Source organism: Nocardia sp. IBHARD005, from assembly GCF_052814245.1.
Map to the genome: position 1 here is coordinate 6,166,811 of NZ_CP199935.1, position 22,819 is coordinate 6,189,629.

Here is a 22,819-nt window from a genome sequence, read left to right on the forward strand (position 1 = left end):
CATTGTCATTTCTACTTTTCGGAAGCGTTCTTTCTGATGCGCTCGACCACGCCTGCGATGAACTCTGCGACGGTGCCCAGCTCGGTAACATACGCCCAATAGTCTGGATGACGACCCGTCAGTCCAGCAGTGATGCGGTCGAGGCGCTCGGCTTGTGCATCGAGAACCGAGCCCCACTCGGCGACCAGTCCTCGGTCGACCGCGAGCATCTGCGCGTCCCGCAGCCGGAATCGTACGGTGCGAGCCTGAGCTCCGGGGTCGGTACGTACCTCACGTAACAATTCGAGGCGCCGGGTGACGGCGTCGACCAACTGCTCGGCCTCGGCGAGGTACTCGCGTGCGGTGGCGGTCAAATCAAGGGCGGTCTCCGGATCACGATCGGCTGCCGCGACGCGCGCACCGACCAGTGCCTCGTCGGCGGCGTCCATGCCACGACGGCTTTCCCGCTCATTGTTGGTCAAGTCCGCCGAACTCGCAGCACTGAACTCACGAAGCAGCGCGGAGTAGGCCGGGCCGAGCGCGCCGGCGCGATTGCCGACCGCGGCCAGCCTGGTAGTGACCGAGGCGATCGCGTTCGCGGCAGCCGAGGCACGAGAAGGCGCCTGCGACAAGGCATTCGACAATTCCGTGGTCGCCCGCTGAACCTGTGCCGCGGCCTCGCGCGCGCTCGCGACAGCCGTGCCGGGATCGGTCGAAGAGGCTGTGATCAGAGCCTCATTCAGGCTCCTTACACCAGCGGAGATCGACGGGTATTTCGTGAATCCGGACGACTCGGCCGCGGCAAGTACCTGCTCGGCCTCGGCACGCACATGGGTGAGCAGTTGCGGCACCGACGCCCGCACGGTCGAGGCTTCGGCGAGGCCGTTGCGGTGCGCGTTGTAGAAATTATCGACCCCGCGTGCGGCGTCGTTCAGCTGCCCGACCAACACGTCGGCTCTGGCCTGGCCGTCCGCGATCGGGGTGCCCGCGGCCTCGGCGGTGTCGAGCTCATCGGTGAAGCTCAGGTACGCGCCCGCCGCGGCATAGCACCGCGCGCGCACCGGCTCCCAGATCGCGCCGATCCGGCGCTCGGGGAAGACCTGCTCACTGGCCACCACGCCCGCCTCCGCCGCCGTTTGCCTGCGATCCATATCCAGAAAGGCGGCCGAGGTAGCGGCCCGCGCCCCGCTGATCCACTCATGATCCGCCCCCGATCTGAACCATCCGCGTCTGCGAGGTGTCACCGGCACATCCCCTTTCCGAACCACGCGTGCGGACCGTGGCGCTCACTGCCGTCGATGGTAGGAGATTCCCCCCGCTAACCTGGGCTGCAGACGGTTCCTACGCAAGATCCGCGAAACCTATTACTGTCGTAGCGGTACCCGGCGATTCGGACATGCTGGGAAACGACACACCGGACTAACCGAAGGGATTCCCGCATGGGTGTCAGTCTGTCCAAGGGCGGCAACGTTTCGCTGACCAAAGAGGCTCCGAACTTGACCGCTGTGTCGGTCGGCCTCGGCTGGGACGTGCGCACCACCACCGGCACCGACTTCGACCTCGACGCCAGCGCCATCGCGACCGGCGCCGACAAGAAGGTCGTCTCCGACAAGCACTTCGTCTTCTTCAACAACCTGAAGTCTCCCGAAGGTGCCATCGAGCACGCCGGCGACAACACCACCGGCGAAGGCGAAGGCGACGACGAGGTCATCAACGTCGACCTCGCCAACACCCCGCCGACGATCGAGAGCATCTTCTTCCCGGTATCGATCTACGATGCCGAGACCCGCTCGCAGTCGTTCGGCCAGGTGCGCAACGCCTACATTCGTGTGGTCGATCGGGCCAACGGCACCGAGCTCGCCCGCTACGACCTGTCCGAGGACGCCTCGACCGAGACCGCTATGGTCTTCGGCGAGCTGTACCGCAACGGTGCCGAATGGAAGTTCCGCGCTGTTGGACAGGGTTACGCCTCCGGCCTGTCCGGTATCGCCCGCGACTACGGCGTCAACGTCTAGTCATCATCGCGAACAGGGGGCTCGACACATCGGGCCCCCTGTTTGTGCGAAACAGAAAGGTCCCTCCGCGTGATAACGCGCATCTTCGGCCTGTCCATCGCCATCACGGTGGTCTCGCTGGTCGTGGCTTACCTCTACGGTGGCTTGACCGCTCTCGCACTGTGCGCCATCCTCGGCATTCTCGAGGTGTCGCTGTCGTTCGACAACGCTGTCATCAACGCCACCGTCCTGCAACGGATGAGCGAGTTCTGGCAGCGGATCTTCCTGACCATCGGCGTGCTGATCGCCGTGTTCGGTATGCGTCTGGTGTTCCCGCTGGCCATCGTGTGGGTCACCGCCGGACTGAACCCGATCGACGCCTTCGATCTGGCCCTCAACCCGCCGGCCAACGACGCGGCCACCTTCGCTGACGGCAGCCCGAGCTACGAGACCCTGCTCACCGCCGCGCACCCGCAGATCGCGGCGTTCGGTGGCATGTTCCTGGCGCTGCTGTTCCTGAACTTCATCTTCGAAGAGCGCGACATCACCTGGCTCAGCTGGCTGGAGAAGCCGCTGGCCAAGGCAGGCAAGCTCGACATGCTGTCGGTGGTCGTCTCCGGTACCGGCCTGGTGCTGGTCGCCGAATTCCTGGCCAAGGACGAGGATCGCTCGACCGTGCTGGTCGCCGGTCTGCTCGGCATGATCGTCTACATCCTGGTCGACGGGCTCGGTTCGATGTTCCACACCGAGGAGTTCGAAGAAGGCCCGTCGGGCGGCCCGTCCACGCTGGTCAAGGCGACCGGTAAGGCCGCGTTCTTCCTGTTCCTCTACCTGGAAGTGCTCGACGCGTCGTTCTCCTTCGACGGCGTCATCGGCGCGTTCGCCATCACCTCCGACCCGATCATCATCGCGCTCGGCCTCGGCCTGATCGGTGCGATGTTCGTCCGGTCGATCACGGTGTACCTGGTTCGCCAGGGCACGCTGTCGGACTACGTGTACCTCGAGCACGGCGCCCACTGGGCGATCGGTGCGCTGGCGGCGATCCTGCTCGTCTCGATCGGCGTGCACGTCAACGAGCTCATCACGGGCCTGATCGGCGTGGCGTTCATCGGCGCGGCGCTCGTCTCCAGCGTCCTGCGCAACCGCAAGGCCGAGCCCGACGCCGTGCAGGACGCCAAGGAATCCGCTCCGGTCAGCTGATCAAAGGCCGAAGATTCACACGGCGGCGAGTCCCATCCGGGATTCGCCGCCGTTGTCGTTTACGCGGGTTGCAGCTGGCGGCCCAGCGCGGTGCTCGGTGCGATGCGCCCGCCGCGCACCCTCGCCCGCAGGAAGAGGAAGAACAGGGTGATCAACAGCGCGGTGCGCAGCCACACGCCGAACTGGACAATCCCTTCCATCAGTTCGACGCCCTCGCCCTCGCCCAGCGCGGCGAAGTACCGGAACACCCCGACGCCCACCGCCGCGTCGGCCACCAGATAGGCCGCGACCAGCGACCACGGCACCTCCAGCAATACCAGGAACGGAATTATCCACAGGGTGTACTGGGGTGAATGCACCTTGTGGAAAAGCATGAAGGCGGCAAGCATCGCCGCGCTCACGCCCACCCACGGGTACGCCGAACTCGGGGTCCAGCGCCGCCAGCCAAGCCACATGGCCAGCGCGAACCCACCGAAGATCAAGGCAGGCGAGGCGATCGCGACAGCGTCGTGCCAGGTCTGTGTCGTTTCCGCCGACCGGCCGAAGAGGAGCCGGTGGCCCCAATACCAGATCGAGTTGGTGGTGATGTCGGCCTGGCGCAGCTGCTGGAACGTGATCGAGGCGCGCCAGCCCTCCACCCCGGCCAGCACGAACGGCAGGTTCACCGCCACGACCGTGCCCATCGCGGCCAGCAGGGTCTGCGCGGCCCCCGCCACGTCGAGCTCGCCGATCCGGCGCCGACCGCGCGGGGCGCCCTCGGTGAGCACGAACACCGCGAGCGGCAGCACGAAGATTCCGGGATAGAGCTTGAGACAGAACCCCAGCGCGAGCAGTACCGCGGCGATGATTCCGCGGGTGCGCACGGACAGGCCGGTCGGCATCGTCATCACAAAGACCGCCGCCACCGCCGTGCACACCACCGGCAGTTCCCAGTTGTGGAAGGCGTAGAACACCAGCGGCGGCCCGATCGCCCACAGCAGCGCCGCCGGGCCTGCGAGCCTGGCCAGCATCCAGGCCGTGAGCAGGGCGAACGGTGCGAGTAACAGCGCCGAGTGCCACAGGAAGTCGGCGTCGTTGTCCACCCCGATGGCGCCCGCCCACATCAGCACACCGCTGAGCACCGGGTACTCCACCGCGCCGCCGGTCAGCGCACCGTCATCGGTGATCGCGCCGTCGACGTACGGGAAGACGTGATTGTCGATATCGCGGCCGAGCCAGAGGAATTGGATATCGGAATAGCAGACATCCGAATCCTTGCGCTCCTCGAATACCAGACTGCGACCGGATTCATCGATCGCGCCGCCCGCGCACCTGGCCTTGTTGGCATAGGCCAGCGCGAGAGTGAGTCCACACAGCAGCATCACCAGGATGCTCAACGCCGCGCCCCACGCCGCGCCGCGTCGTGCTGCGCGCTGTCGCGGGCCTGCTGTGGTCATGGCGACCACATTATGCGGCGGCGCGCCGATCACCCGTGCACACCCGCGCCAGGCATCGATTTCGCTGGTCACTACCCGCTCATGTAGCCTTGGCGGGTTGCTGACGCAACGAACCCTCCTGCCATGGAGAGTCCATGGCCGTTTCCTAGTCCACAGGAGGTGATTGGTCCGTGCGTCAATATGAAGTAATGGTCATCCTCGACCCGAGCCTGGACGAGCGCATCGTCGGGCAGTCCCTGGATACCCTGCTCACGGTCGTCAAGACCGAGGGCGGCAACGTCGACAAGGTCGACATCTGGGGCCGCCGCCGGCTCGCCTACGAAATCGCCAAGCAGGCCGAAGGCATTTACGCGATCGTCAACCTGACCGCGACCCCGGCCACCGTGAGCGAACTCGACCGCCAGCTGGGCCTGAACGAGACGGTGCTGCGCACCAAGGTTCTGCGCAACGACAAGTAGTCCGCATCGACTTCTCGTTTTCGTCGGTGCCTATCTCTAGGCTCTAGCGCAACACGAGCAGCGGACTGCACCCCGAGCAGGAGGAACCCCCATGGCAGGCGACACGGTCATTACCGTCATCGGAAACTTGACGGCAGACCCGGAGCTTCGTTTCACGCCCGCGGGCGCAGCGGTGGCGAATTTCACCGTCGCTTCCACGCCCCGCGTCTTCGATCGTAATTCGAACGAATGGAAAGACGGCGAGGCTCTGTTCCTGCGCTGCAACATCTGGCGTGAAGCAGCGGAGAACGTCGCCGAAAGTCTGACCCGAGGCGCTCGCGTCATCGTGAGTGGTCGGCTCAAGCAGCGCTCCTACGAAACCCGCGAGGGTGAGAAGCGCACTGTGGTCGAGCTCGAGGTCGACGAAGTCGGTCCTTCGCTGCGTTACGCGACTGCGAAGGTCTCCAAGGCCGGTCGCGGTGGCGGAGGCGGCGGTGGCGGCTTCAGTGGTGGTTCCGGCAATGCCGGTGGTGGATCTAGCGCAGGCGGCTACAACGCCAACAATGGCGGCGGACGTCCGGCCGGCGGCAGCAATGCCGGTGGCGAAGACGATCCGTGGGGTAGCGCGCCCGCGGCCGGCTCCTTCGGGGGCGGCGGCCGCATGGATGACGAACCGCCGTTCTGATCGAACGGCACTCATAGTACGGAGAGAAAACCATGCCTAAAGCGCCCGCGCGCGAAAAGGTACTGAAGAAGAAGGCCTGTGCTTTCTGCAAGGAAGCAAAGTCCGGAATCGTCAATATCGATTACAAGGACACCACGCTGCTGCGTAAGTACGTCAGCGATCGCGGCAAGATCCGCGCTCGCCGCGTCACCGGCAACTGCGTGCAGCACCAGCGTGACATCGCTGTCGCCGTCAAGAACTCGCGTGAGGTGGCTCTGCTTCCTTACGTGTCGACCGCTCGCTGAGAAAGGGAGTCACACAGATGAAGCTCATCCTCACCGCTGATGTCGACAACCTCGGCGCCCCCGGCGACCTTGTCGAGGTCAAGGACGGCTACGGCCGTAACTTCCTGCTGCCCCGCGGTCTGGCCATCCCGGCCACCCGTGGCGCCCAGAAGCAGGTCGACGGTATCCGTCGCGCCCAGGACGCCCGCAAGGTGCGCGACCTGGATCACGCCAACGAGCTGAAGCAGGCCATCGAGGGCCTCGCCGCGGTTTCGCTGGCCGTGAAGACCGCCGACAGCGGCAAGCTGTTCGGTTCGGTCACCACCACCGACGTGGCTTCGGCCATCAAGGCCGCTGGTGGCCCCGTGGTCGACAAGCGCAGCATCGAGCTGCCGAAGTCGCACATCAAGGCGACCGGTAAGCACGGCATCGTGGTGCACCTGCACCCCGATGTGTCGGCGAAGTTCAACCTCGAGGTTGCTGCGAACTAGTTCTCGGTCGAGGCCCACAGGGCCGAGAACTGCGGCGCCAGCCGCCGTGACACAGTTCGCCGGAAACCACCCCTGTGCGTGCACAGGGGTGGTTTCTGCTTGCCTTTTTCAGGCCGATTTCGCGATAACTGACCGGTAGCCGATGTCGCGGTCGGCGGAGGTCGTGTTGCGCGGCTCACGGTCGGTAACTTGTTGACCTCCGGTTATTCACCCTGTGGATGACCGAGGAAACCGACCGGCAGATTTGTGACTCCAGTCATACCCAGCACCATCGCTGTTTACCCAACACGCCCGGCTGTTCACCTTTACCGACACGCCGGAACTTCTTTCATCCACAGGGCCGAAGTTGGACAAACCAGGGCCTAGCAGGGCGTTTTTCCGTACTGACCTGGGTTTTCCCCATGTTTTCCACAGGCGCTGCACAACAACGGGTGAACTACCCCCAAGTTATCCACAGTTGTGTGCACATGTCGGCTTGGCGAGTCCCGAAAACGTCGCCTAGGTTCGTCGCATTGCCCTGCGGGCGGCCCCGGGAATCGCGCAGGCAACCGATTGCTGACATCGGTGTCGGTGTCCGGGAGTACAACGAGTACATCGATGTGTAACCCCCGGTTCTGCGGGCAGAGAGGACTCCCCTGGTGACAACCACCGGTGACCGCGCGCAAACCGAGTTCACGCCTGAACCCCCCGGCGAGGACTTCGGCCGTCAGCCTCCGCACGACATGGCCGCGGAGCAGTCCGTCCTCGGCGGCATGCTGCTGAGCAAGGACGCCATCGCCGACGTGATCGAGGTGCTGCGCCCCGGCGACTTCTACCGCCCCGCGCACCAGGCCGTCTACGACACCATCCTCGACCTCTACAGCCGCGGCGAACCCGCCGACCCCGTCACCGTCTCGGCCGGTCTCGACCGCCGCGGCGAACTCAAGCGCATCGGCGGCCCGCCCTACCTGGTCACCCTCACCCAGACCGTCCCCACCGCGGCCAACGCCGGCTTCTACGCCGAGATCGTGGCCGAGAAGGCCATCCTGCGCCGCCTCGTCGAAGCGGGCACCCGCATCGTCCAGTTCGGCTACGCGGGCGCCGACGGCCAGGACGTCGCCGAAGTGGTCGACCGCGCGCAGGCCGAGATCTACGAGGTCACCGAACGCCGCACCACCGAGGACTTCACCCCGCTGGAAGAACTCCTCCAGCCCACCATGGACGAAATCGACTCCATCGCCTCCCGCGGCGGCATCTCCCTCGGCGTCCCCACCGGCTTCACCGAACTCGACGAACTCACCAACGGTCTGCACCCGGGTCAGATGATCATCGTGGCGGCCCGACCCGGTGTCGGTAAGGCGCTGGCGCTCGACACTCCGCTGCCGACGCCCGGTGGTTGGACCACGATGGGTGAGGTTCGCGTCGGTGACGAGCTGCTCGGGGCCGATGGCAGGCCCACCAGGGTGCTCGCGGCCACCGAGGAGATGACCGACCGGCCCTGCTACGAGGTCGAATTCTCCGACGGCACCGTGATCACCGCCGACGAAGAGCACCAGTGGACAACGCTCGCCCCCACCTTGGCACCGCATCCGGTGGTGCGGACGACCGGCGAGATCGCGCACAGCCTGCGCACACCCAGGGATAATTTCGCCCACATGGTGCCCCGATCCGCCCGTTCGTCGGCCCGTCAGATCGTCGATGTCCGCAAGGTCGACCCGGTACTCGTCCGCTGCGTCGAGATCGACAACGCCGACCACATGTACCTGGCCGGTCGCACCATGGTGCCCACGCACAACTCGACGCTCGGCATGGACTTCATGCGCAGCTGCTCGATCAAGCACGGCATGGCCAGCGTCATCTTCTCGCTCGAGATGAGCCGCACCGAGATCGTCATGCGCCTGCTGTCCGCCGAGGCGAAGATCAAGCTGGGCGACATGCGCTCCGGCCGCATGAGCGATGACGACTGGACCAAACTGGCTCGCCGCATGAGCGAGATCAGTGAAGCGCCGCTGTTCGTCGATGATTCGCCGAACCTCACCATGATGGAGATTCGGGCGAAGGCGCGCCGGCTCAAGCAGCGTCACGATCTGAAACTCGTTGTGGTGGACTACCTGCAGCTGATGAGCTCGGGCAAGAAGGTCGAATCCCGGCAGCAGGAAGTCTCGGAATTCTCGCGTCACCTCAAGCTGCTCGCCAAGGAACTCGAGGTTCCGGTGATCGCGATCTCGCAGCTGAACCGTGGTCCGGAACAGCGAACCGACAAGCGGCCCATGGTCTCCGACCTTCGCGAGTCGGGCTGTATGCCCGCGTCGACACGGATCCTGCGTGCTGACACCGGCGCCGAAGTCACCCTAGGTGAACTGATGGCCAGTGGTGAGCAGCCACTCGTGTGGTCGCTCGATGAGCGGATGCGGATGGTCGCCCGCCCGATGGTGAAAGTGTTCCCGAGCGGACACAAGGAAGTATTCAAGCTGAAGCTCGCCTCGGGTCGCGAGGTGGAAGCCACCGGCAACCACCCGTTCCTGACGGTCGACGGCTGGATCGCCCTCGACAAGCTCGCGGTCGGCGACCGTCTTGCCACGCCGCGACTCGTCCCGGAACCCGTACACACCACACGACTGCCCGAAGCCGAGATCGTGATGCTCGCGCACATGATCGGCGACGGCTCGTGCGTGAAGCGCCAGCCGATCCGCTACGCCAGCGTCGACGAGGAGAACCTCGCCGCCGTCACCACCGCCGCGGAGCACTTCGGCGTCAGCGCGGTCCGCGACGAGTACGCCGCAGCCCGCGTCACCACTCTGCGCCTGCCCGCGCCGTTCCATCTCACCCACGGCAAGCGCAACCCGATCGCCGCCTGGTTGGACTCGCTCGGCCTGTTCGGTCTGCGCAGCTACGAAAAGTTCGTCCCCGAACCGGTTTTCGCGCTACCCAACGATCAGATCGCACTGTTCTTGAGGCACCTGTGGGCGACAGACGGGTCGGTGCGCTGGGATGTGAAAGGTCATATCGGCCGCGTGTATTACGCGTCGACGAGTCGGCGCCTCGCCGACGATGTCGCACAGCTACTGCTGCGTCTAGGGATTCATTCCCGCATCATGCGCACTCAGAAGTCCGGGTATCGCCCCTGCTGGCACGTGACAATCGATCGTGTTGATAACCAGCTGCGATTCTTGAATGATGTCGGAGTCCATGGCGCTCGCGGGACTTCCGCGCAGGATCTACTCGGCGAACTTGCTCACATCGCGCCACGGCCGGGCTCGGATACGGTACCTAAGGAAGTGTGGGCAAAGGTCAACGATCTGCTGTTGGCCAACCAGATGACCCACCAAGAGTTCGGTGCAGCACTGGGTTCCAGGTTTTGCGCTTCTAAATGGAAACACGCTCCCGGCCGCGCGAAGCTGGCGCGTGTCGCGGCAGTCTTGGACGACGCCGAAATAGACATGCTGGCGACGAACGATGTCTTCTGGGACAAGATCATCGAGATCACCAGCGTCGGTGACCAGGATGTTTTCGACGGCACAGTACCTGGAACGCATAATTATTTGGCAAACGGTATAACTTCTCATAACAGTCTCGAGCAGGATGCGGATATGGTCATCCTGTTACACCGACCGGACGCTATCGAACGCGATGACCCGCGTGGCGGCGAGGCCGACCTCATCGTCGGCAAGCACCGTAACGGCCCCACCGCGACCATCACCGTTGCCCACCAGCTGCATTTGAGTAGGTTTGTGGATATGGCGAGGGGCTGAACTTCTGCTGGGGTCGCGCCGGTCGAAGTGCTGTCTCAGCTACGGTTGCACGGCATTTCGGACCCCACGGTGATTGCGCGGGCCTACCTGGGGCCCTATCGGATGATCAGTATCATCCCCCGCGAAGGCGTTGACGTGTCTGATCTCCCCGGACGACCTGTTAGTTAGGCGGTGCTTACGCCGGCGGGAATCGTTCTCACCGCACGGTTCCCGCTACGCCGGTGCCCATCTGCGGGCGCCGCCACAGCTCCCATGCGAGTCGCAGGACTCCGATCGCGGTGAGAACGGTCAGCGACACGACGGCGGGGACGGAAATCGCCAGGGGAAACACCAGGAGGGCCGCGGCGGCGGCGAGGAGCCGATCGACGGTGAGCTGATGGTGGTCACGCCATCGGTAGGCCACCTCGGCGGCGTAAAACAGAGCCACGCCACCGGTGAGGGCGACGGCGGCCAGCGGACCCAACGGTTTGTCGATGTGTTCCACCGAAACCCGTGCCCCGAGTGCGAAGAAGACAATCCCCGCGACGAGCAGCAGGTGCAGGTAGCTGTAGGCGTCGCGCGCCAACCGTGCCCGATCGACACCGGATGTTCGCTGCATGCGTTCTTCGGCGCCGGCGGTGAGGCCGAAGTAGGTCCACCACAGGGTGGCCGAGATCAGCACCCCGAGAACCACAGCGCCGAGGACGCCGGGATGGCGCAGGTTTTCGGTTGCCCCCGCTCCCAGCGCGATGATCGTCTCGCCCAGCGCGATGATGATGACCGAACCGTGGCGCTCGATGAAATACGAAGGTACGACCCGCAGTCCGCTGACTCCCGCTATCAGGGGGCTGCCGAAGTCGATCGCCGCCGCCGCGACCCACAGCAACTCACGGTAGGGCGAGGCCACAAAAGCGGCGGCAACGATCAGGGCCGGCCCGACGAGCAGGGCCGGGACCAGTCGGCGGACCGCCGACACCAATACTTCATCCTCGTCTCGGGATGACGAGGCGATGAACATGCCGGCGTTGATGAGGCGGACGGCGAACAATGCGAGCCCGAAGACGAGGGCCCCGGTGGTGAATGCGGTTGGCAATGCGATCGCCGCGATGAGCATCGCCGCCATCGCGACGATGATCAGAGTCTGGTGGATCACCCGCGCCGCTTCGAACGTGTTGGTCAGCCAGGCGTAGCACACCCACGCCCACCACAGGGCGAGCAGAGCGAGCACACCCCGGCCGAAACCCTGCCAGGAGATGTCACTGAGCATCAGGAGGGTGACCTGCGACATCGCGTACACGAACGTGAGGTCGAAGAACAACTCCAGGTTGCCTACCGACCGCCTATTCGTCTCCGGCGGCTCCCGCGATTCGTCGGTGCCGGGCTCGCGGCCGAGTCCCCCGGCGGCGTTGCCGTCGTCGACCGTCATCGTCGACCGGTGGTCATCGCCTTCGCGGCCGCCTCGGCGACAGTCGTGTCTTGTTCGCCCGTGCCGCCGCTGACACCGACCGCCCCGACGACCTGGCCGTTGTGCCGCAATGGCACACCGCCGGCAAAGATCATGATCCGACCACCGTTGGAGACATGGATTCCGTAGAACTGGTTGCCCGGACCTACGTTGGCCGCGAGATCCTCGGCCGAGATGTCCAGAGCACGTGCCGTGAACGCCTTGTTGATCGAGATGTCGATGCTGCCGATCCAGGCGCCGTCTATCCGCGCGTGGGCCACCAGGTTGCCGCCGGCATCGACCACCGCGATGTTCGACGGCGACTCGATCTCAGCCGCTGTGGCCAGTCCGGCGGCGATCACACGCTGCGCATCGTCGAGGGATACCGAGGTCTGGTTCACGGTCATGGCGCACCCGCCCTGGTCTTGGCGAACTGCTCGACGATGGCCTGACAGAACGCGGGGAGGTCGTCGGGCGCGCGGCTCGCGATCCGCTTGCCCTGCAGTGTCGTTGCCATTGTTGCGCTCCTCTCGGTGGGGGCCGGCTCACGGATGGAGTACGACTTTGGTCCAGCCGTTGTCGCGGGCGTCGAAATGCTGGTAGCCGGATTCGGCCTCGTCCAACGACAGTTCGTGGGAGACGATCCACGACGGTGTGGCCCGGCCTTCATGGATGAGGTCGCGTAGCTGCCGGTTGTAGTGCTTGATGTTGGCCTGCCCGGTCCCGATCTTCTGTCCTTTGAACCAGAACGTGCCCATGTCGAATGCGATCTTGCCGTCTTGTTGCAATGTGTCCGACGCGTTGGGGTCCTGCGGCAAGAAGATCCCAACCACCCCGATGTGGCCGGTGAAACGCACCGAATTGACGAGCGCGTTCATCGTCAGGGCCGCATCCTCGTTGCCCTGCGGGTCATGTGCCTGATACCCGACGCATTCGCAGCCCTTGTCGGCACCTTTGCCGTTGGTCAGCTCGAGGACCTGTTCGACCGGGTCGCCGTCGGCATCGTTGATGGGGATGACACCGATTTCCTCGGCCAGTTTCAAACGATCCGGGTGTCGGTCGACGATCATCACTTTGCTTGCACCTTGCAGGACCGCCGAGTACGCCGCCATCAGTCCCACCGGGCCTGCCCCGAATACCACCATCGAATCGCCGGGCTCCAGGTCCGCCAATCGCGTGCAGTGCCATCCGGTCGGGAAGATATCCGACAGCATCACGTAGTCGGCTTCTTTATCCTGGGCGTCTTCGGGTAACCGAAGGCAGTTGAAGTCGCCGAACGGCACGCGCAGGTACTCGGCCTGCCCGCCCCAGAACGGCCCCATCCCGGCGAAGCCGAACGCGGCGCCTGCCATGTCAGGGTCCGGGTGCACCGTGAGGCAATATGCGGTGAGACCGGCCTCGCAGTTACGGCAGAAGCCGCAGCCGATGTTGAACGGCAGACACACCCGATCCCCCGGTGACAACGAGACCACCCCGCTGCCCACCTCGGCGACGATCCCGAGATTCTCGTGACCAAGAACCATCCCTGGGTCCAGATCGGTGCGGCCCTCATACATATGCAGGTCAGACCCGCAGATATTCGTGCTGGTGATCTTCACCAGCACATCGGTCGGCGCCTCGATCTTTGCGTCGGGCACCTCTTTGACGTGAACCTCACGAGGCCCGTCGTACACAACCGCTTTCATGTCGATTCTCCCTCGATAGCCTGCTGGGTTGGGCGTGCCGCCTGCCCGCGACGATGCAGCGGCTTACCTGTCCAACCGTCCCAAATCCACTGCCGCCGACGCATCCGCCCGACAGGACGAATGATCGGCTCCGCGTTGGGTCTGCCGGGCCGAAGCCGCACCAGCGGTACTGTCACGGTGACCATTCTTCGAAAACGCAGGGCCCCTGCCGAGGTGTTTCGATGGACGATCGTGAGCTGATCCGCGCGCTGCGCGGGCAGATGTCGAATCTGTCCGCGGCTTTCGCGCTGTCGATGGTGATGTTCGACCGGCTCGACGAGCGGGAGATCCTAGAGCTGGCAGTGAGTTCGGTGAAAGCGCTCGGCCGATGCAGGGCCGAGGGTGCCTACCTGACCCGGGACCAGACGCAACGCGCTGTGCACGGCGATGATGTCCTGTTGGATCGGCTGGCCACACTGGGCGGAGCCGACGGCCCGGTCACCCTCTCGACAGCACCGTGGGCGTGGGCCTATCCGCTGCGATCGGTTGGTGGGCACGCGGGCTATCTGGTGGTCTCCGCGCCGGCCGAGCCCTCCGCAGATCAGCGGTTCTTGTTGCGAACTCTTGCTCAGCAGACGGGGGCCGCCTTGCAGAGCGCCTGGCTCTACCGCAGCGAGCAAGAAGCCGCAACGACACTTCGCGACCTCAACGAGCGGCTCACCACCTTGGTGGCCGATCTCGAGCATCGGAGCCGCATCCACGAGGTGCTCACCGCAGTGGCCGCCGCCGGTGCCGGGGAAGCGGGTATCGCAGAGGCACTCTTCGAACTGACCCAGCTGCCTGTCGCGGTGGAGGATCGGTTTGGCTACCTGCGTGCCTGGGGTGGCCCGGGCCGGCCCGGTGACTATCCACTGCCGTCGGCTCGCCGTCGGGTCGAACTGCTGGCTGATGTCCGGCGCAGCGGGCGCGCTTTGCGTCAGGGCGACCGGTTCGTCGCAGTGGCGCAACCGCGCGGCGACGTCCTCGGTGTGCTCGCTCTGATAGACCCTGACCAGCGGGCCGGGCAGCACGATGTGTTCGCGCTCGAACACGGCGCCGTGGTACTGGCCATGGAACTGGCACACCAGCGCGGAGTGGCTGAGACCGAACTACGGCTGTGCCGGGACCTGGTCGACGACCTGATCGGCGGGACCGACGACGAGAGTGCGCTGCTGCGCGCGTCCGCGCTTGGTCACGACCTCCAGCGACCTCACCAGGTGCTGGTCGTCAAGTGGCGAGGACTGGCTGGTGACGAAACACTTGCGCGGGCAGTTCGGCAGGCGGCGACGCGGATCCTGGAGGCTGGACCGCTGCTCGCGCGCCGGGCCGGCGAGGTGGTGCTGGTGGCTCCACGACCGGAGGGTGTGGGGGACTCGCACCGTTGGAACGAACTGCACCGGCGTGTGGCCAAGGCGGTGCATTCCACGGATGGGGCCGTCGGAGTAGGTCGGTTGTGTGCCGCACCGTCGGAACTCCCGCGGTCCTACGCCGAAGCTGTGCAGGCGCTCACGATCCGGCAGGGTTCGGGGTCGCCCAGCGGCGTTACCACGTTCGACGAGCTGGGCATCTATCGGCTGCTGGGCGCTGCCGACGGGGACCAGGTCGCCGAATTCGTCCGGGAGTGGCTCGGACCGCTCATCGATTACGATGCCTCCCACAAAGCCGAACTGGTAACAACGCTGTGGCAGTACTTCGAGTGTGGTGGGAACTACGATGCGACCGCAGGCGCGCTGCGGATCCATCGCAGCACGTTGCGCTACCGGTTGCGCCGCATCCGCGAGCTGACGGGCCACGATCTCGGCGCCGTCGACAGTAGACTCAATCTGCACGTCGCCACCAGGGCCTGGCAGATCCTGCAGAGTACGTCCAGAACCCGCCATCCTTGACCCTATGGGGCCGACCACGGCTTCGGTTCTTGCCCAGCGCGCGCGGGCACCAGCGTTGCATCCGATGTCTTTTACGGAGGACACGATGAATGAGCAATCAGTCGAAGTCGGTGGACTGCCCGCCGAGCCACACGATCACATCTGCGCGTTGTATCGCGGCCGGGACGAGCGTGACGGGTTGATGATGCCCTTCCTGAAGGCGGGCCTGCGAGCCGGCGACGCCTGCCTGTGCCTGGCGACCGATGGCGAGGGCGGCGAACTGGTCGCGTCGCTTTCTCCCGAACATGACGTCAGCCGACTCGTGGTGACCGAGCCGCGCGACGCGCATATGCGGACCGGGACATTCACGCCGGAGCCCATGCTCGCCTTTCTCCACGACTGGTCTCGAAGCGCGTTCGAGGAGGACAACCTCGACTTCGCCCGTGTCGTCGCGGACATGAGCTGGGGTCTGCCGTTGGTCTCGGCGCCGTTCATCGACGACTTGACCGACTACGAGACGCGCGCCACCGAATGGGCCCGGTCCTACCCACAATCCTGCGTGTGTATGTACGACCTGGACCGCTTCGGCGGAAACGTCATCTTCGCGGTGATGCGGGCGCATCCGAAGGTGTGGATCAGCGGAGTGGTGGTGGAAAATCCCTACTACCAGAGCGTGGAATAACCTGCCAGGCCGATGATCCAGGCCGGGGTTGGTCCTGGCGGGTGGAAGCGCTGACTCGCGAGCCAACAGCATGCTGGCACTGCTGAAGCAACTACGACCACCAGAACGGAGACCGGATATGAGCGTCACGGTAGGGCTGCTAGTAACCCTGGAGGCCAAACCAGGCAAAGAGGCCGACGTCGAGAAGTTCCTCAACGCCGGACGCGCACTCGTCGATGAAGAGCCGGACACCATCGCATGGTTCGCCATCAAGCTAGGGCCGACGATCTACGGCATTTTCGACGTCTTCCCCGACGACGCCGGACGGACTGCCCACCTGCAGGGCAAGGTAGGCCAGGCGCTCGGGGCGAAGGCCGACGAGCTGTTCATCAATCCGCCGGATATCCAGTACCTCGACGTGCTGGCGTCCAAGCTGCCCTGACGTCGGGGCTCAGCGGTGCGCGGGCGTGCGAGGGTCCGTCCGATCGAACACGGTCACCCTGCTGACGGCACCAGGGTGTTCTGCCGGGCTGCGGTCCACCATTGCCCGTCCTGCTTGACCAGTACGTAGAGCGCGACCATTGCCGGTTCGGTGTCGATCAGGGTGCCGTCGGCGGTGGTGGCGCGTGCTGTTTTGTGGGCTATGGCCACGTCCGGGCGCAAAAAGGCCACGTCGATGACGTCGTAGCGGACGTGTTCGTCCTTCAGGAATCCGGCCAGCGCGCGCCGGTTCGCGTCGAGCAGCGCGTCGTGGCCGGTGATCAGCATGCCGACCGCATTGCCCACCACCGCGTTCGCGGTGAACTGCGCGGTCATGAGTTCCGCGTCGTTGGTGTTGTACGCGGTCTGCGTGTCGGCGATGATCTGGCCAATCGCGGCGATGTCGGCGGTGTGGTCCACGGTGGCGTCGTCGACGACCGGGGGCTGAATCATGTTCGTGCTCATGAGAGAACTCTCGATCCTCAACAGCGGTTTAGGTCAAGAGGGGAGAGGCTGCGACTGTCCTGCTTGAATTCGATTCAGCATTTTGGGCGGTGGGCGACTGTTCGCGCTGCATTCGGTGACGATTCTCCACCAGTTCTTGAATTCGATTCAATACATGTGGCAGTCTGAGACTGTCGGGGCGATCACCCGTTGAGACGTGCACGCCATGGAGGGAGTGGCGTGACCGCCCCAACGGGCCCGACACCGTGGAATCTCACCGCTTTTCGGAAGGACCTTCTCGATGACCGAGGTGCCATCCCGCGACCCCAGTGTTGTGATCATCGGGGCGGGCTGCGCCGGAATCATCGCCGGTGCCGTGGTCGAACGGCGCGCTCGCTTGACGGTCGTCAACAACTATCACCGCGACCGCGAATCGCTCGGCAACGACGAGCTTCTCGGCGGTTTCTCGCGGTTCGACAGAATCACAGCGTCGGTGCGGCGCTGATCTCACCTGATGTGAAACCGAAAGATGACGATGATGTCGACCGGGTGCGGGCGCCGCAAACAGTTCTACCGAGATCTTCCTGACATGACCGTCAGCCGGGCCGAGTGCGGGGAGGTGCTGCGCGTCCGCACGATGACGGCGCGGATCGCCCCTGGCATCACGATGCGTGCCGACGCGTATCGCGTGCTGTACCGCTCGACCGATCTGGCCGGGAACCCGATCACGGTGTCGGGCGCGATATTGATTCCCCGGCAGAGCTCCGGGTCTGTTCCGCTCGTCGGTTTCGCCCCTGGCACGCAGGGAATGTCGCGTTCGGCGTCGGTGTCACAGCTGCTCGAAAAGGGACTGGAATACGAAGGCGTGTTCATCGCGCTCGCGCTCGCTCGCGGCTGGGCGGTCGCGGTCACCGACTACCCCGGACTCGGCACGCGGGGAACCCATCCCTATGTGATCGGTCCGACCAATGGCCGCGCGCTGCTCGATGTGATGCGGGCCGCGCGGTTTCTGCTCGGAACCCGATCCACGCAGGTGAGCCGGTACGGGATCTACGGCTACTCCGAAGGTGGGAACGCTGCCGCCTGGGCCGCGCAGCTCAGCGCCTCCTACGCCCCGGATCTGCCGTTGGCCGGTGTCGCCGTCGGCGCTCCGCCCGCCGACCTCATGGAAATGGGTAAGAGCCTCGATCACACCGCGGGCGTGTTCCTGCTCATGTACGCGGCGATGGGTTTGGCGGCCAGCTTCGATGACTTGGACCTCGAACGATGCCTCAACACCCCGGGCAAGTCCATGATGCCGTTCGCCCGTCGACTGCACCCCTTGCTGCTCGGCGCGGCCGGGTTCATCCTGCCCAAATCTCGCACCTTCTATCTCAGCACCGACCCGTTCGCGGATCCGGCGTGGATCAAGCGGATCCGTGAGGCCGGCCTCGGGTATCTGCCGCCGGCCGCGCCCGTGCTCGTCGGCCACGGCGAGCGCGACCGGGTGGTTGCCTACCGGCAGACCGAGCTGCTCACACAGCGTTGGCGCGCGCTCGGCGTGGAGATCACCGAACACCGGATCCGGCGCGGTGGGCACTTCACCTCGGCACCGCGATTCGCCCGTGCCGGGTTCGCGTTTCTTGCCGATCGCTTCGCCGAAGCGGACCGAAAGCCGAGCTCAGAGCTCGCATCGTGAGGCCGTGGCAGGGGGTATCGCGCTGCGCGGAGCTGGTTTGACGTCTCGGCGGGACGGGACATATCTTCAACTCGAGCAGTCTTCGACGACTGTTCAAGGGCGGAGGTTCAGTGGCGGGCAACCGACGCGGGGAGGCGGCGCGAGCGGCGCTGCTCGACGCGGGCAGGGATGCGTTCAGCCACCAACGGTACGAGGAAGTCTCGATCGTCGACCTCGCGCGCACCCTCGGTGTCGCCGCGGGCTCGATCAGCTACCACTTCGGTGGTAAGCGCGGCTTCTATCTCGCCGTCATCGAGCAAGCCTTCGACGAGTTCCGCGCCGACATCCTGGCAACGCGGGGACCGGCGCTGGAGTGGCTCAACCGTTTCATCGACAGCCTGCTCGACCGGGCGGAGCAACATCCTGGCGGCTACGAGCTGATGGTCGCCGATGTCGCCGACATCCAGGTCCGCCAGATCAGGGACCGGAGCTTCGACCAGATCACCGAACAACTGGCGCTCGAGCTCACCGGGGCGGAAGCGGGTCCCGTTCTGCGCGCGGCGATCACCGGCTGTATCGCATCGATCGAAGGCTTGGTCGTGCACTGGCTGCACACCGACGCCCTGACCCGCGACCAAGTCCGCGAGCTCATCGTGACCAATTACATCGGGGCGGTGATCAGCGCGATCCGCGTCGACCCGACCATCCGGATCCGCGAGGAGATCATGGACTCGATCCTCGCCGACCCGCAGGCGCTGGCCGAGTTCGTCCCGCCGGAGCTACGCTACAAGCTGATGGAGATCGTGATGGCCAACCCCACGATCCTGTCGATGTTCCTGCCCGTTGACCCGCCGGTCTCGGCCGACACCAACTGAACACCGTCGGATCGCCGACAGATAGCGACCTCTCGGCAAACCGGTTGGACGCGGCGGATGATGGGTCGATGACCGACCCGATCCTGCAGGTGCAGTGGAAGTCCGCGCCCGAAGACCATGACTATCCCGCTGCCGCCGACTATCTCGAACTACTGGGCGACAAGACGATGGTCGACGCGATCGTGGCCGAGCTCATGGCCGCGCCGGTGGTCGTCAAGAAGGCCAAGGACATTCTGCGCGCCTCCCAGCTCGATGCCCTCACCCCCGACAACCCGCATGTCCGCAAAGACCTGCTCAAGGTGAACGAGGGCAAGAAGCTCTCGCCGATCCTGCTGGTGCGCGGTGACTGCCGCCGGAACGTGCCGATGCTGATCGCCGACGGGTATCACCGCGTGTGCGCGCTGTACTGGGCCGACGAGAACATCGAGATTCCCGCCAAGATCGCCACGATGCCATGACGTTCGCGACCCTGGCGCTGGTGGTCGCGCTCGGGTTGCTCGGGCCGCTGCTCGCCTTGCCGAAGCAGCTGTACCTGCCGGTGCTGCTCGGCGAACTGATCGCGGGAATCATCTTCGGTACCACCGGTCTTCGCATTCTCGACCCCACCGACCCGATCTTCGTGTTCCTCGCCGACATGGGCTTCGCGCTGGTGATGTTCGCCGCGGGGACCCACGTGCCCGTGCGTGATCCGCGGGTCCGCACCGCGCTCGGCAGCGGGGCGGCGCGGGCCGTACTGGTCGGCGTGGTCGCGGCGGTCGCTGGCTGGGCGGTGGCGCAGGCGTTCGATCTCGGGAACGCGGCCGTGTACGCGGTGCTGATGGCGTCGTCGTCGGCGGCGATGGCGTTGCCGATCATCGACTCGATGCGGTTGAGCGGGCCACCGGTGCTCGCGCTCACCGCGCAGGTGGCCATCGCCGACACCGCCTGCATCGTCGCGCTGCCGCTGGTGATCGACCCGGCGAACGCGGCCAGAGCCGCGATCGGTGCGGTGGTCGTCGCGCTGTGTGCCGTTGTGATGTTCTTCGTTCTGCGCTATCTACAGAAGACGGGTGCGCAACGTCAGGTGCACGAGGTGTCCGAGGACCGGAAGTTCACGCTCGAACTGCGGGTGAGCCTGGTTCTGGTGTTCGCGCTGTGCGGGGTGGCCAGCGAGATGGGAGTCTCGATCATGCTCGGCGGGTTCGCGGCGGGCCTGGCGGTGGCCGGGGTCGGCGAGCCGCGGCGGGTGGCCAAGCAGGTGTTCGCGATCAGCGACGGACTGCTCGCTCCGCTGTTCTTCGTGTGGCTCGGCGCTCGGCTCGATCTGCGGGAGTTCGGGGAACATCCGCGATTCATCCTGCTCGGCCTCGCCCTGGGCTTCGGTGCTGTCGGGGTGCACTGCGCGGCGCGCCTGCTCGGCCAGCCGGTGGCCTATGGCACACTCGCCGCGGCGCAGATCGGGGTGCCGGTCGCGGCGGTGACCGTCGGCAGTCAGCTGGGGGTGCTCGTGCCGGGCGAGGGCTCGGCGATCATGTTGGCGACGCTGTGCACCATCGCGGCGGCGGCGATGGCGGCCGGACGGCTCGCGGCGAAGGCCCCGGCAACCGCGGCAGGCCCGTGAACACAGGCGTTCGCGGGAGCGCGGCGGCGCTGATATTCGATAGCTGAAACGCATGGCCCCGGAAATGGGGGCAGTGGTTCCTGTTCGCGGCAGTAACGATCTTGCTGGTGAGCACGACATCGTTCGTGACATGCGGCCCGTCGGGGGGCCTGCCCACCTGTAGGTCATTCGAACGGGATCACCATATGAATCTGCGTGAGTTTCTTGCGAAACATCGCATTGCTTCGGCTGTTGCCGCGCCTGCGGCGCTGGGGGTCGCGGCGATCGTGGCCGCCTCGTTCGCGGTGACATCGCAGCCTGCTTCCCCCAGCTACGAGCTGACGACATCGGTGACCGAGTGCCGCGAGATGGTGACCATCTCGGTAGCCGGGCGCAATGACACCCCGGTCGAGGGCACCACGGCGATGCTGCTCGACGCCAACGGCAATCCGCTGCCTGCCGCGCTGTCGGGCGACCACAGCAGTGTGTGGGTGGATCCGGTGGTGAACGCGCCGCGTGAGAGTGTGGCCGAGGGTGAGTACGCGGCGGTGTACATCGCCTACCCGGCCGATCTGGCGAGCTATGAGGACGCGGTCAACCGTGGTGTGGAGAACACCCAGCAGGTGATGCGCGAGATCTCGGCGGCCTGCCCGGACACCAAGTTCTCGATCGTCGGCTACAGCGAGGGCGCCGATGTGGTGCGTCGCGTGGCCGAGGGCATCGGCAACGACGACCCCGCCGACGGGTACGCGACCGTGAACCCGGACGACGTGCTCGGTGTGGTGATGTTCGCCGATCCGGGCCGCAAGGCCGGCGACGGCACCTTCCTCGGTGCGGACGACCCGTTCGCGCGCCCCGACAACTTCGACCAGAAGTACCAGGACGGCAAGACGCCGATCTCGGGCCAGGGCGTGACCACGGGCGCTGATTTCGGCGCGCTCAACGGCAAGATCGCCTCCTTCTGCTCCGAGGGCGACCTCACCTGCGCGGCACCGGACAACATCTCCCTGTTGCAGCTGGCCGCGAATGTGGGTCGTCAGATCAATATCGACGAACTGCAGCGCGCCGACCTGGAGCGCAACGGCATCACCGCGATCACCCCGGCGATGGGCCAGGACATGGCGTTCACGCTGGGCCGGATCGCGATGGCCGCGTTCTCCGATATCGGGTCGAACCCGAACTGGATGGCCAGCGACGAGACCTTCCTCGACGTGCTGCTGAAGGTCTCCGACCCGGATTACCAGCCGGGTCAGACCACCACGCCGGCCAAGGCCGACGTGATCGCCGGTGAGCAGCTCTCGCCGCTGGCGTACCTGCCGCAGAAGATCTTCAACGAGATCGTCGGGCTGATCGTGACGAACCAGAACACGATCCCGGTGGTGATGAACGATCCGTACCAGCTCACCCTCGGCCCGAACGGGACCGGTCACCACTTCGACTACTGGCGTGACTCCGACGCCGCGAACGGCAAGCCGCTGACCTCGGCGGAGTACGCCGCGGCGTGGCTGACGCACCTGGCCGAGCAGGCGCAGGCGGGCGAGACGGTGGACACCAAGGCCGCACCCGACGACGACTCGGTCGCTGCCGCGCTGGCAGCTCCGACCAAGCCTGCGACGACCACCACCGCGCCGACCAGTACGGCCAAGTCGACCACCGCGAAGTCGACGACCAGTCCGAAGCCGACCACCACGTCGACGACGGGCACCAGCACCACGACAGTGGCCCCGTCGACCACCACCCCGTCGACCACCACTCCGGAACCGGCGACCAACCAGGCGGCCGCCCCCGCCCCGACCACGACCGTGGCCCCCACCACGACCGTGGCACCGACCACCACGGTGGCACCCACCACGACGGTCGAGCCGACCACCACGGTTGCCCCGACGACCACCCCGTCGGCCAACTAGTCACACACC

At 65.6% G+C, this 22,819-nt stretch carries 22 protein-coding genes; 16 read left to right on the forward strand and 6 right to left on the reverse strand.

What is annotated here, in order from left to right:
* Positions 1-11: 11 nt before the first annotated feature.
* The gene (locus ACTWPB_RS28920) at positions 12-1,130 is read right to left on the reverse strand and encodes a hypothetical protein (RefSeq protein WP_446223610.1); all 1,119 of its coding nucleotides are present in this window, start codon (positions 1,128-1,130) and stop codon (positions 12-14) included.
* Positions 1,131-1,418: 288 nt separating this feature from the next.
* Here ACTWPB_RS28920 and ACTWPB_RS28925 point away from each other — a divergent pair, with 288 nt between their 5' ends.
* Both ACTWPB_RS28925 and ACTWPB_RS28930 read left to right on the forward strand, forming a co-directional pair.
* Complete coding sequence (locus ACTWPB_RS28925) at positions 1,419-1,994, forward strand: TerD family protein (RefSeq protein ID WP_056823921.1); 576 nt, start codon at positions 1,419-1,421, stop codon at positions 1,992-1,994.
* Between the two features lie 69 nt (positions 1,995-2,063).
* Positions 2,064-3,173 carry a DUF475 domain-containing protein gene (locus ACTWPB_RS28930; protein WP_446223611.1) on the forward strand — a complete coding sequence of 370 codons (1,110 nt, stop codon included), beginning with the start codon at positions 2,064-2,066 and terminating at the stop codon, positions 3,171-3,173.
* Positions 3,174-3,232: 59 nt separating this feature from the next.
* On the opposite strand, the gene ACTWPB_RS28935 is transcribed toward ACTWPB_RS28930, so the two are convergent.
* Positions 3,233-4,534, reverse strand: coding sequence for a hypothetical protein (locus tag ACTWPB_RS28935; RefSeq protein WP_446226527.1), 1,302 nt, complete (start codon positions 4,532-4,534; stop codon positions 3,233-3,235).
* A gap of 245 nt (positions 4,535-4,779) precedes the next feature.
* On the opposite strand from ACTWPB_RS28935, the gene rpsF reads away from it, so the two are divergent.
* The 5 genes from rpsF (at position 4,780) to ACTWPB_RS28960 (ending at position 10,216) form a co-directional block, all read left to right on the forward strand.
* Positions 4,780-5,067 (forward strand): 30S ribosomal protein S6, encoded by a 288-nt coding sequence (gene rpsF / locus ACTWPB_RS28940; RefSeq protein WP_056823926.1) that lies wholly within the window; start codon positions 4,780-4,782, stop codon positions 5,065-5,067.
* Between the two features lie 91 nt (positions 5,068-5,158).
* On the forward strand, positions 5,159-5,731 hold the full coding sequence (locus ACTWPB_RS28945; RefSeq protein WP_378904447.1) for a single-stranded DNA-binding protein: 573 nt from the start codon (positions 5,159-5,161) through the stop codon (positions 5,729-5,731).
* A gap of 32 nt (positions 5,732-5,763) precedes the next feature.
* Positions 5,764-6,015 (forward strand): 30S ribosomal protein S18, encoded by a 252-nt coding sequence (gene rpsR, locus ACTWPB_RS28950; RefSeq protein WP_056823934.1) that lies wholly within the window; start codon positions 5,764-5,766, stop codon positions 6,013-6,015.
* Positions 6,016-6,032: 17 nt separating this feature from the next.
* On the forward strand, positions 6,033-6,485 hold the full coding sequence (rplI, locus tag ACTWPB_RS28955) for a 50S ribosomal protein L9 (protein WP_378916044.1): 453 nt from the start codon (positions 6,033-6,035) through the stop codon (positions 6,483-6,485).
* A 722-nt stretch (positions 6,486-7,207) separates the two neighbouring features.
* Positions 7,208-10,216 (forward strand): replicative DNA helicase, encoded by a 3,009-nt coding sequence (locus tag ACTWPB_RS28960; RefSeq protein ID WP_446226528.1) that lies wholly within the window; start codon positions 7,208-7,210, stop codon positions 10,214-10,216.
* Between the two features lie 196 nt (positions 10,217-10,412).
* Here ACTWPB_RS28960 and ACTWPB_RS28965 read toward each other — a convergent pair whose 3' ends face one another.
* The 3 genes from ACTWPB_RS28965 to ACTWPB_RS28975 all read right to left on the reverse strand — a co-directional run bounded on the left by ACTWPB_RS28965 (position 10,413) and on the right by ACTWPB_RS28975 (position 13,324).
* Positions 10,413-11,621 carry a low temperature requirement protein A gene (locus ACTWPB_RS28965; RefSeq protein ID WP_446223612.1) on the reverse strand — a complete coding sequence of 403 codons (1,209 nt, stop codon included), beginning with the start codon at positions 11,619-11,621 and terminating at the stop codon, positions 10,413-10,415.
* Positions 11,618-12,046 carry a GlcG/HbpS family heme-binding protein gene (locus ACTWPB_RS28970; RefSeq protein WP_446223613.1) on the reverse strand — a complete coding sequence of 143 codons (429 nt, stop codon included), beginning with the start codon at positions 12,044-12,046 and terminating at the stop codon, positions 11,618-11,620. The genes ACTWPB_RS28965 and ACTWPB_RS28970 overlap by 4 nt, the downstream gene beginning before the upstream one ends.
* Before the next feature lie 138 nt (positions 12,047-12,184).
* On the reverse strand, positions 12,185-13,324 hold the full coding sequence (locus ACTWPB_RS28975) for a glutathione-independent formaldehyde dehydrogenase (RefSeq protein WP_446223614.1): 1,140 nt from the start codon (positions 13,322-13,324) through the stop codon (positions 12,185-12,187).
* 221 nt (positions 13,325-13,545) lie between these two features.
* On the opposite strand from ACTWPB_RS28975, the gene ACTWPB_RS28980 reads away from it, so the two are divergent.
* From ACTWPB_RS28980 to ACTWPB_RS28990, 3 genes are all read left to right on the forward strand, one after another.
* The gene (locus ACTWPB_RS28980) at positions 13,546-15,228 is read left to right on the forward strand and encodes a PucR family transcriptional regulator (protein ID WP_446223615.1); all 1,683 of its coding nucleotides are present in this window, start codon (positions 13,546-13,548) and stop codon (positions 15,226-15,228) included.
* A gap of 4 nt (positions 15,229-15,232) precedes the next feature.
* A complete protein-coding gene (locus tag ACTWPB_RS28985; protein ID WP_446223616.1) occupies positions 15,233-15,889 on the forward strand; it encodes an MEDS domain-containing protein in 657 nt (218 codons plus the stop codon).
* A 118-nt stretch (positions 15,890-16,007) separates the two neighbouring features.
* A complete protein-coding gene (locus ACTWPB_RS28990; protein ID WP_446223617.1) occupies positions 16,008-16,310 on the forward strand; it encodes a putative quinol monooxygenase in 303 nt (100 codons plus the stop codon).
* Between the two features lie 53 nt (positions 16,311-16,363).
* On the opposite strand, the gene ACTWPB_RS28995 is transcribed toward ACTWPB_RS28990, so the two are convergent.
* Complete coding sequence (locus ACTWPB_RS28995; protein WP_446223618.1) at positions 16,364-16,813, reverse strand: SgcJ/EcaC family oxidoreductase; 450 nt, start codon at positions 16,811-16,813, stop codon at positions 16,364-16,366.
* A 280-nt stretch (positions 16,814-17,093) separates the two neighbouring features.
* Here ACTWPB_RS28995 and ACTWPB_RS29000 point away from each other — a divergent pair, with 280 nt between their 5' ends.
* The 6 genes from ACTWPB_RS29000 (at position 17,094) to ACTWPB_RS29025 (ending at position 22,810) form a co-directional block, all read left to right on the forward strand.
* Positions 17,094-17,297: a hypothetical protein gene (locus ACTWPB_RS29000; RefSeq protein ID WP_446223619.1), complete on the forward strand. Its 204-nt coding sequence runs from the start codon at positions 17,094-17,096 to the stop codon at positions 17,295-17,297.
* A gap of 84 nt (positions 17,298-17,381) precedes the next feature.
* Positions 17,382-18,470, forward strand: a complete 1,089-nt coding sequence (locus tag ACTWPB_RS29005; protein ID WP_446223620.1) for a lipase family protein — start codon at positions 17,382-17,384, stop codon at positions 18,468-18,470.
* A 110-nt stretch (positions 18,471-18,580) separates the two neighbouring features.
* Positions 18,581-19,324 (forward strand): TetR/AcrR family transcriptional regulator, encoded by a 744-nt coding sequence (locus ACTWPB_RS29010; RefSeq protein WP_446223621.1) that lies wholly within the window; start codon positions 18,581-18,583, stop codon positions 19,322-19,324.
* Positions 19,325-19,404: 80 nt separating this feature from the next.
* On the forward strand, positions 19,405-19,782 hold the full coding sequence (locus ACTWPB_RS29015) for a hypothetical protein (RefSeq protein ID WP_446226529.1): 378 nt from the start codon (positions 19,405-19,407) through the stop codon (positions 19,780-19,782).
* The gene (locus ACTWPB_RS29020; protein WP_446223622.1) at positions 19,779-20,924 is read left to right on the forward strand and encodes a cation:proton antiporter; all 1,146 of its coding nucleotides are present in this window, start codon (positions 19,779-19,781) and stop codon (positions 20,922-20,924) included. Before ACTWPB_RS29015 ends, ACTWPB_RS29020 begins: the two co-directional genes overlap by 4 nt.
* Positions 20,925-21,109: 185 nt before the next feature.
* Positions 21,110-22,810 (forward strand): cutinase family protein, encoded by a 1,701-nt coding sequence (locus tag ACTWPB_RS29025; RefSeq protein ID WP_446223623.1) that lies wholly within the window; start codon positions 21,110-21,112, stop codon positions 22,808-22,810.
* The last annotated feature ends 9 nt before the right edge of the window (positions 22,811-22,819 follow it).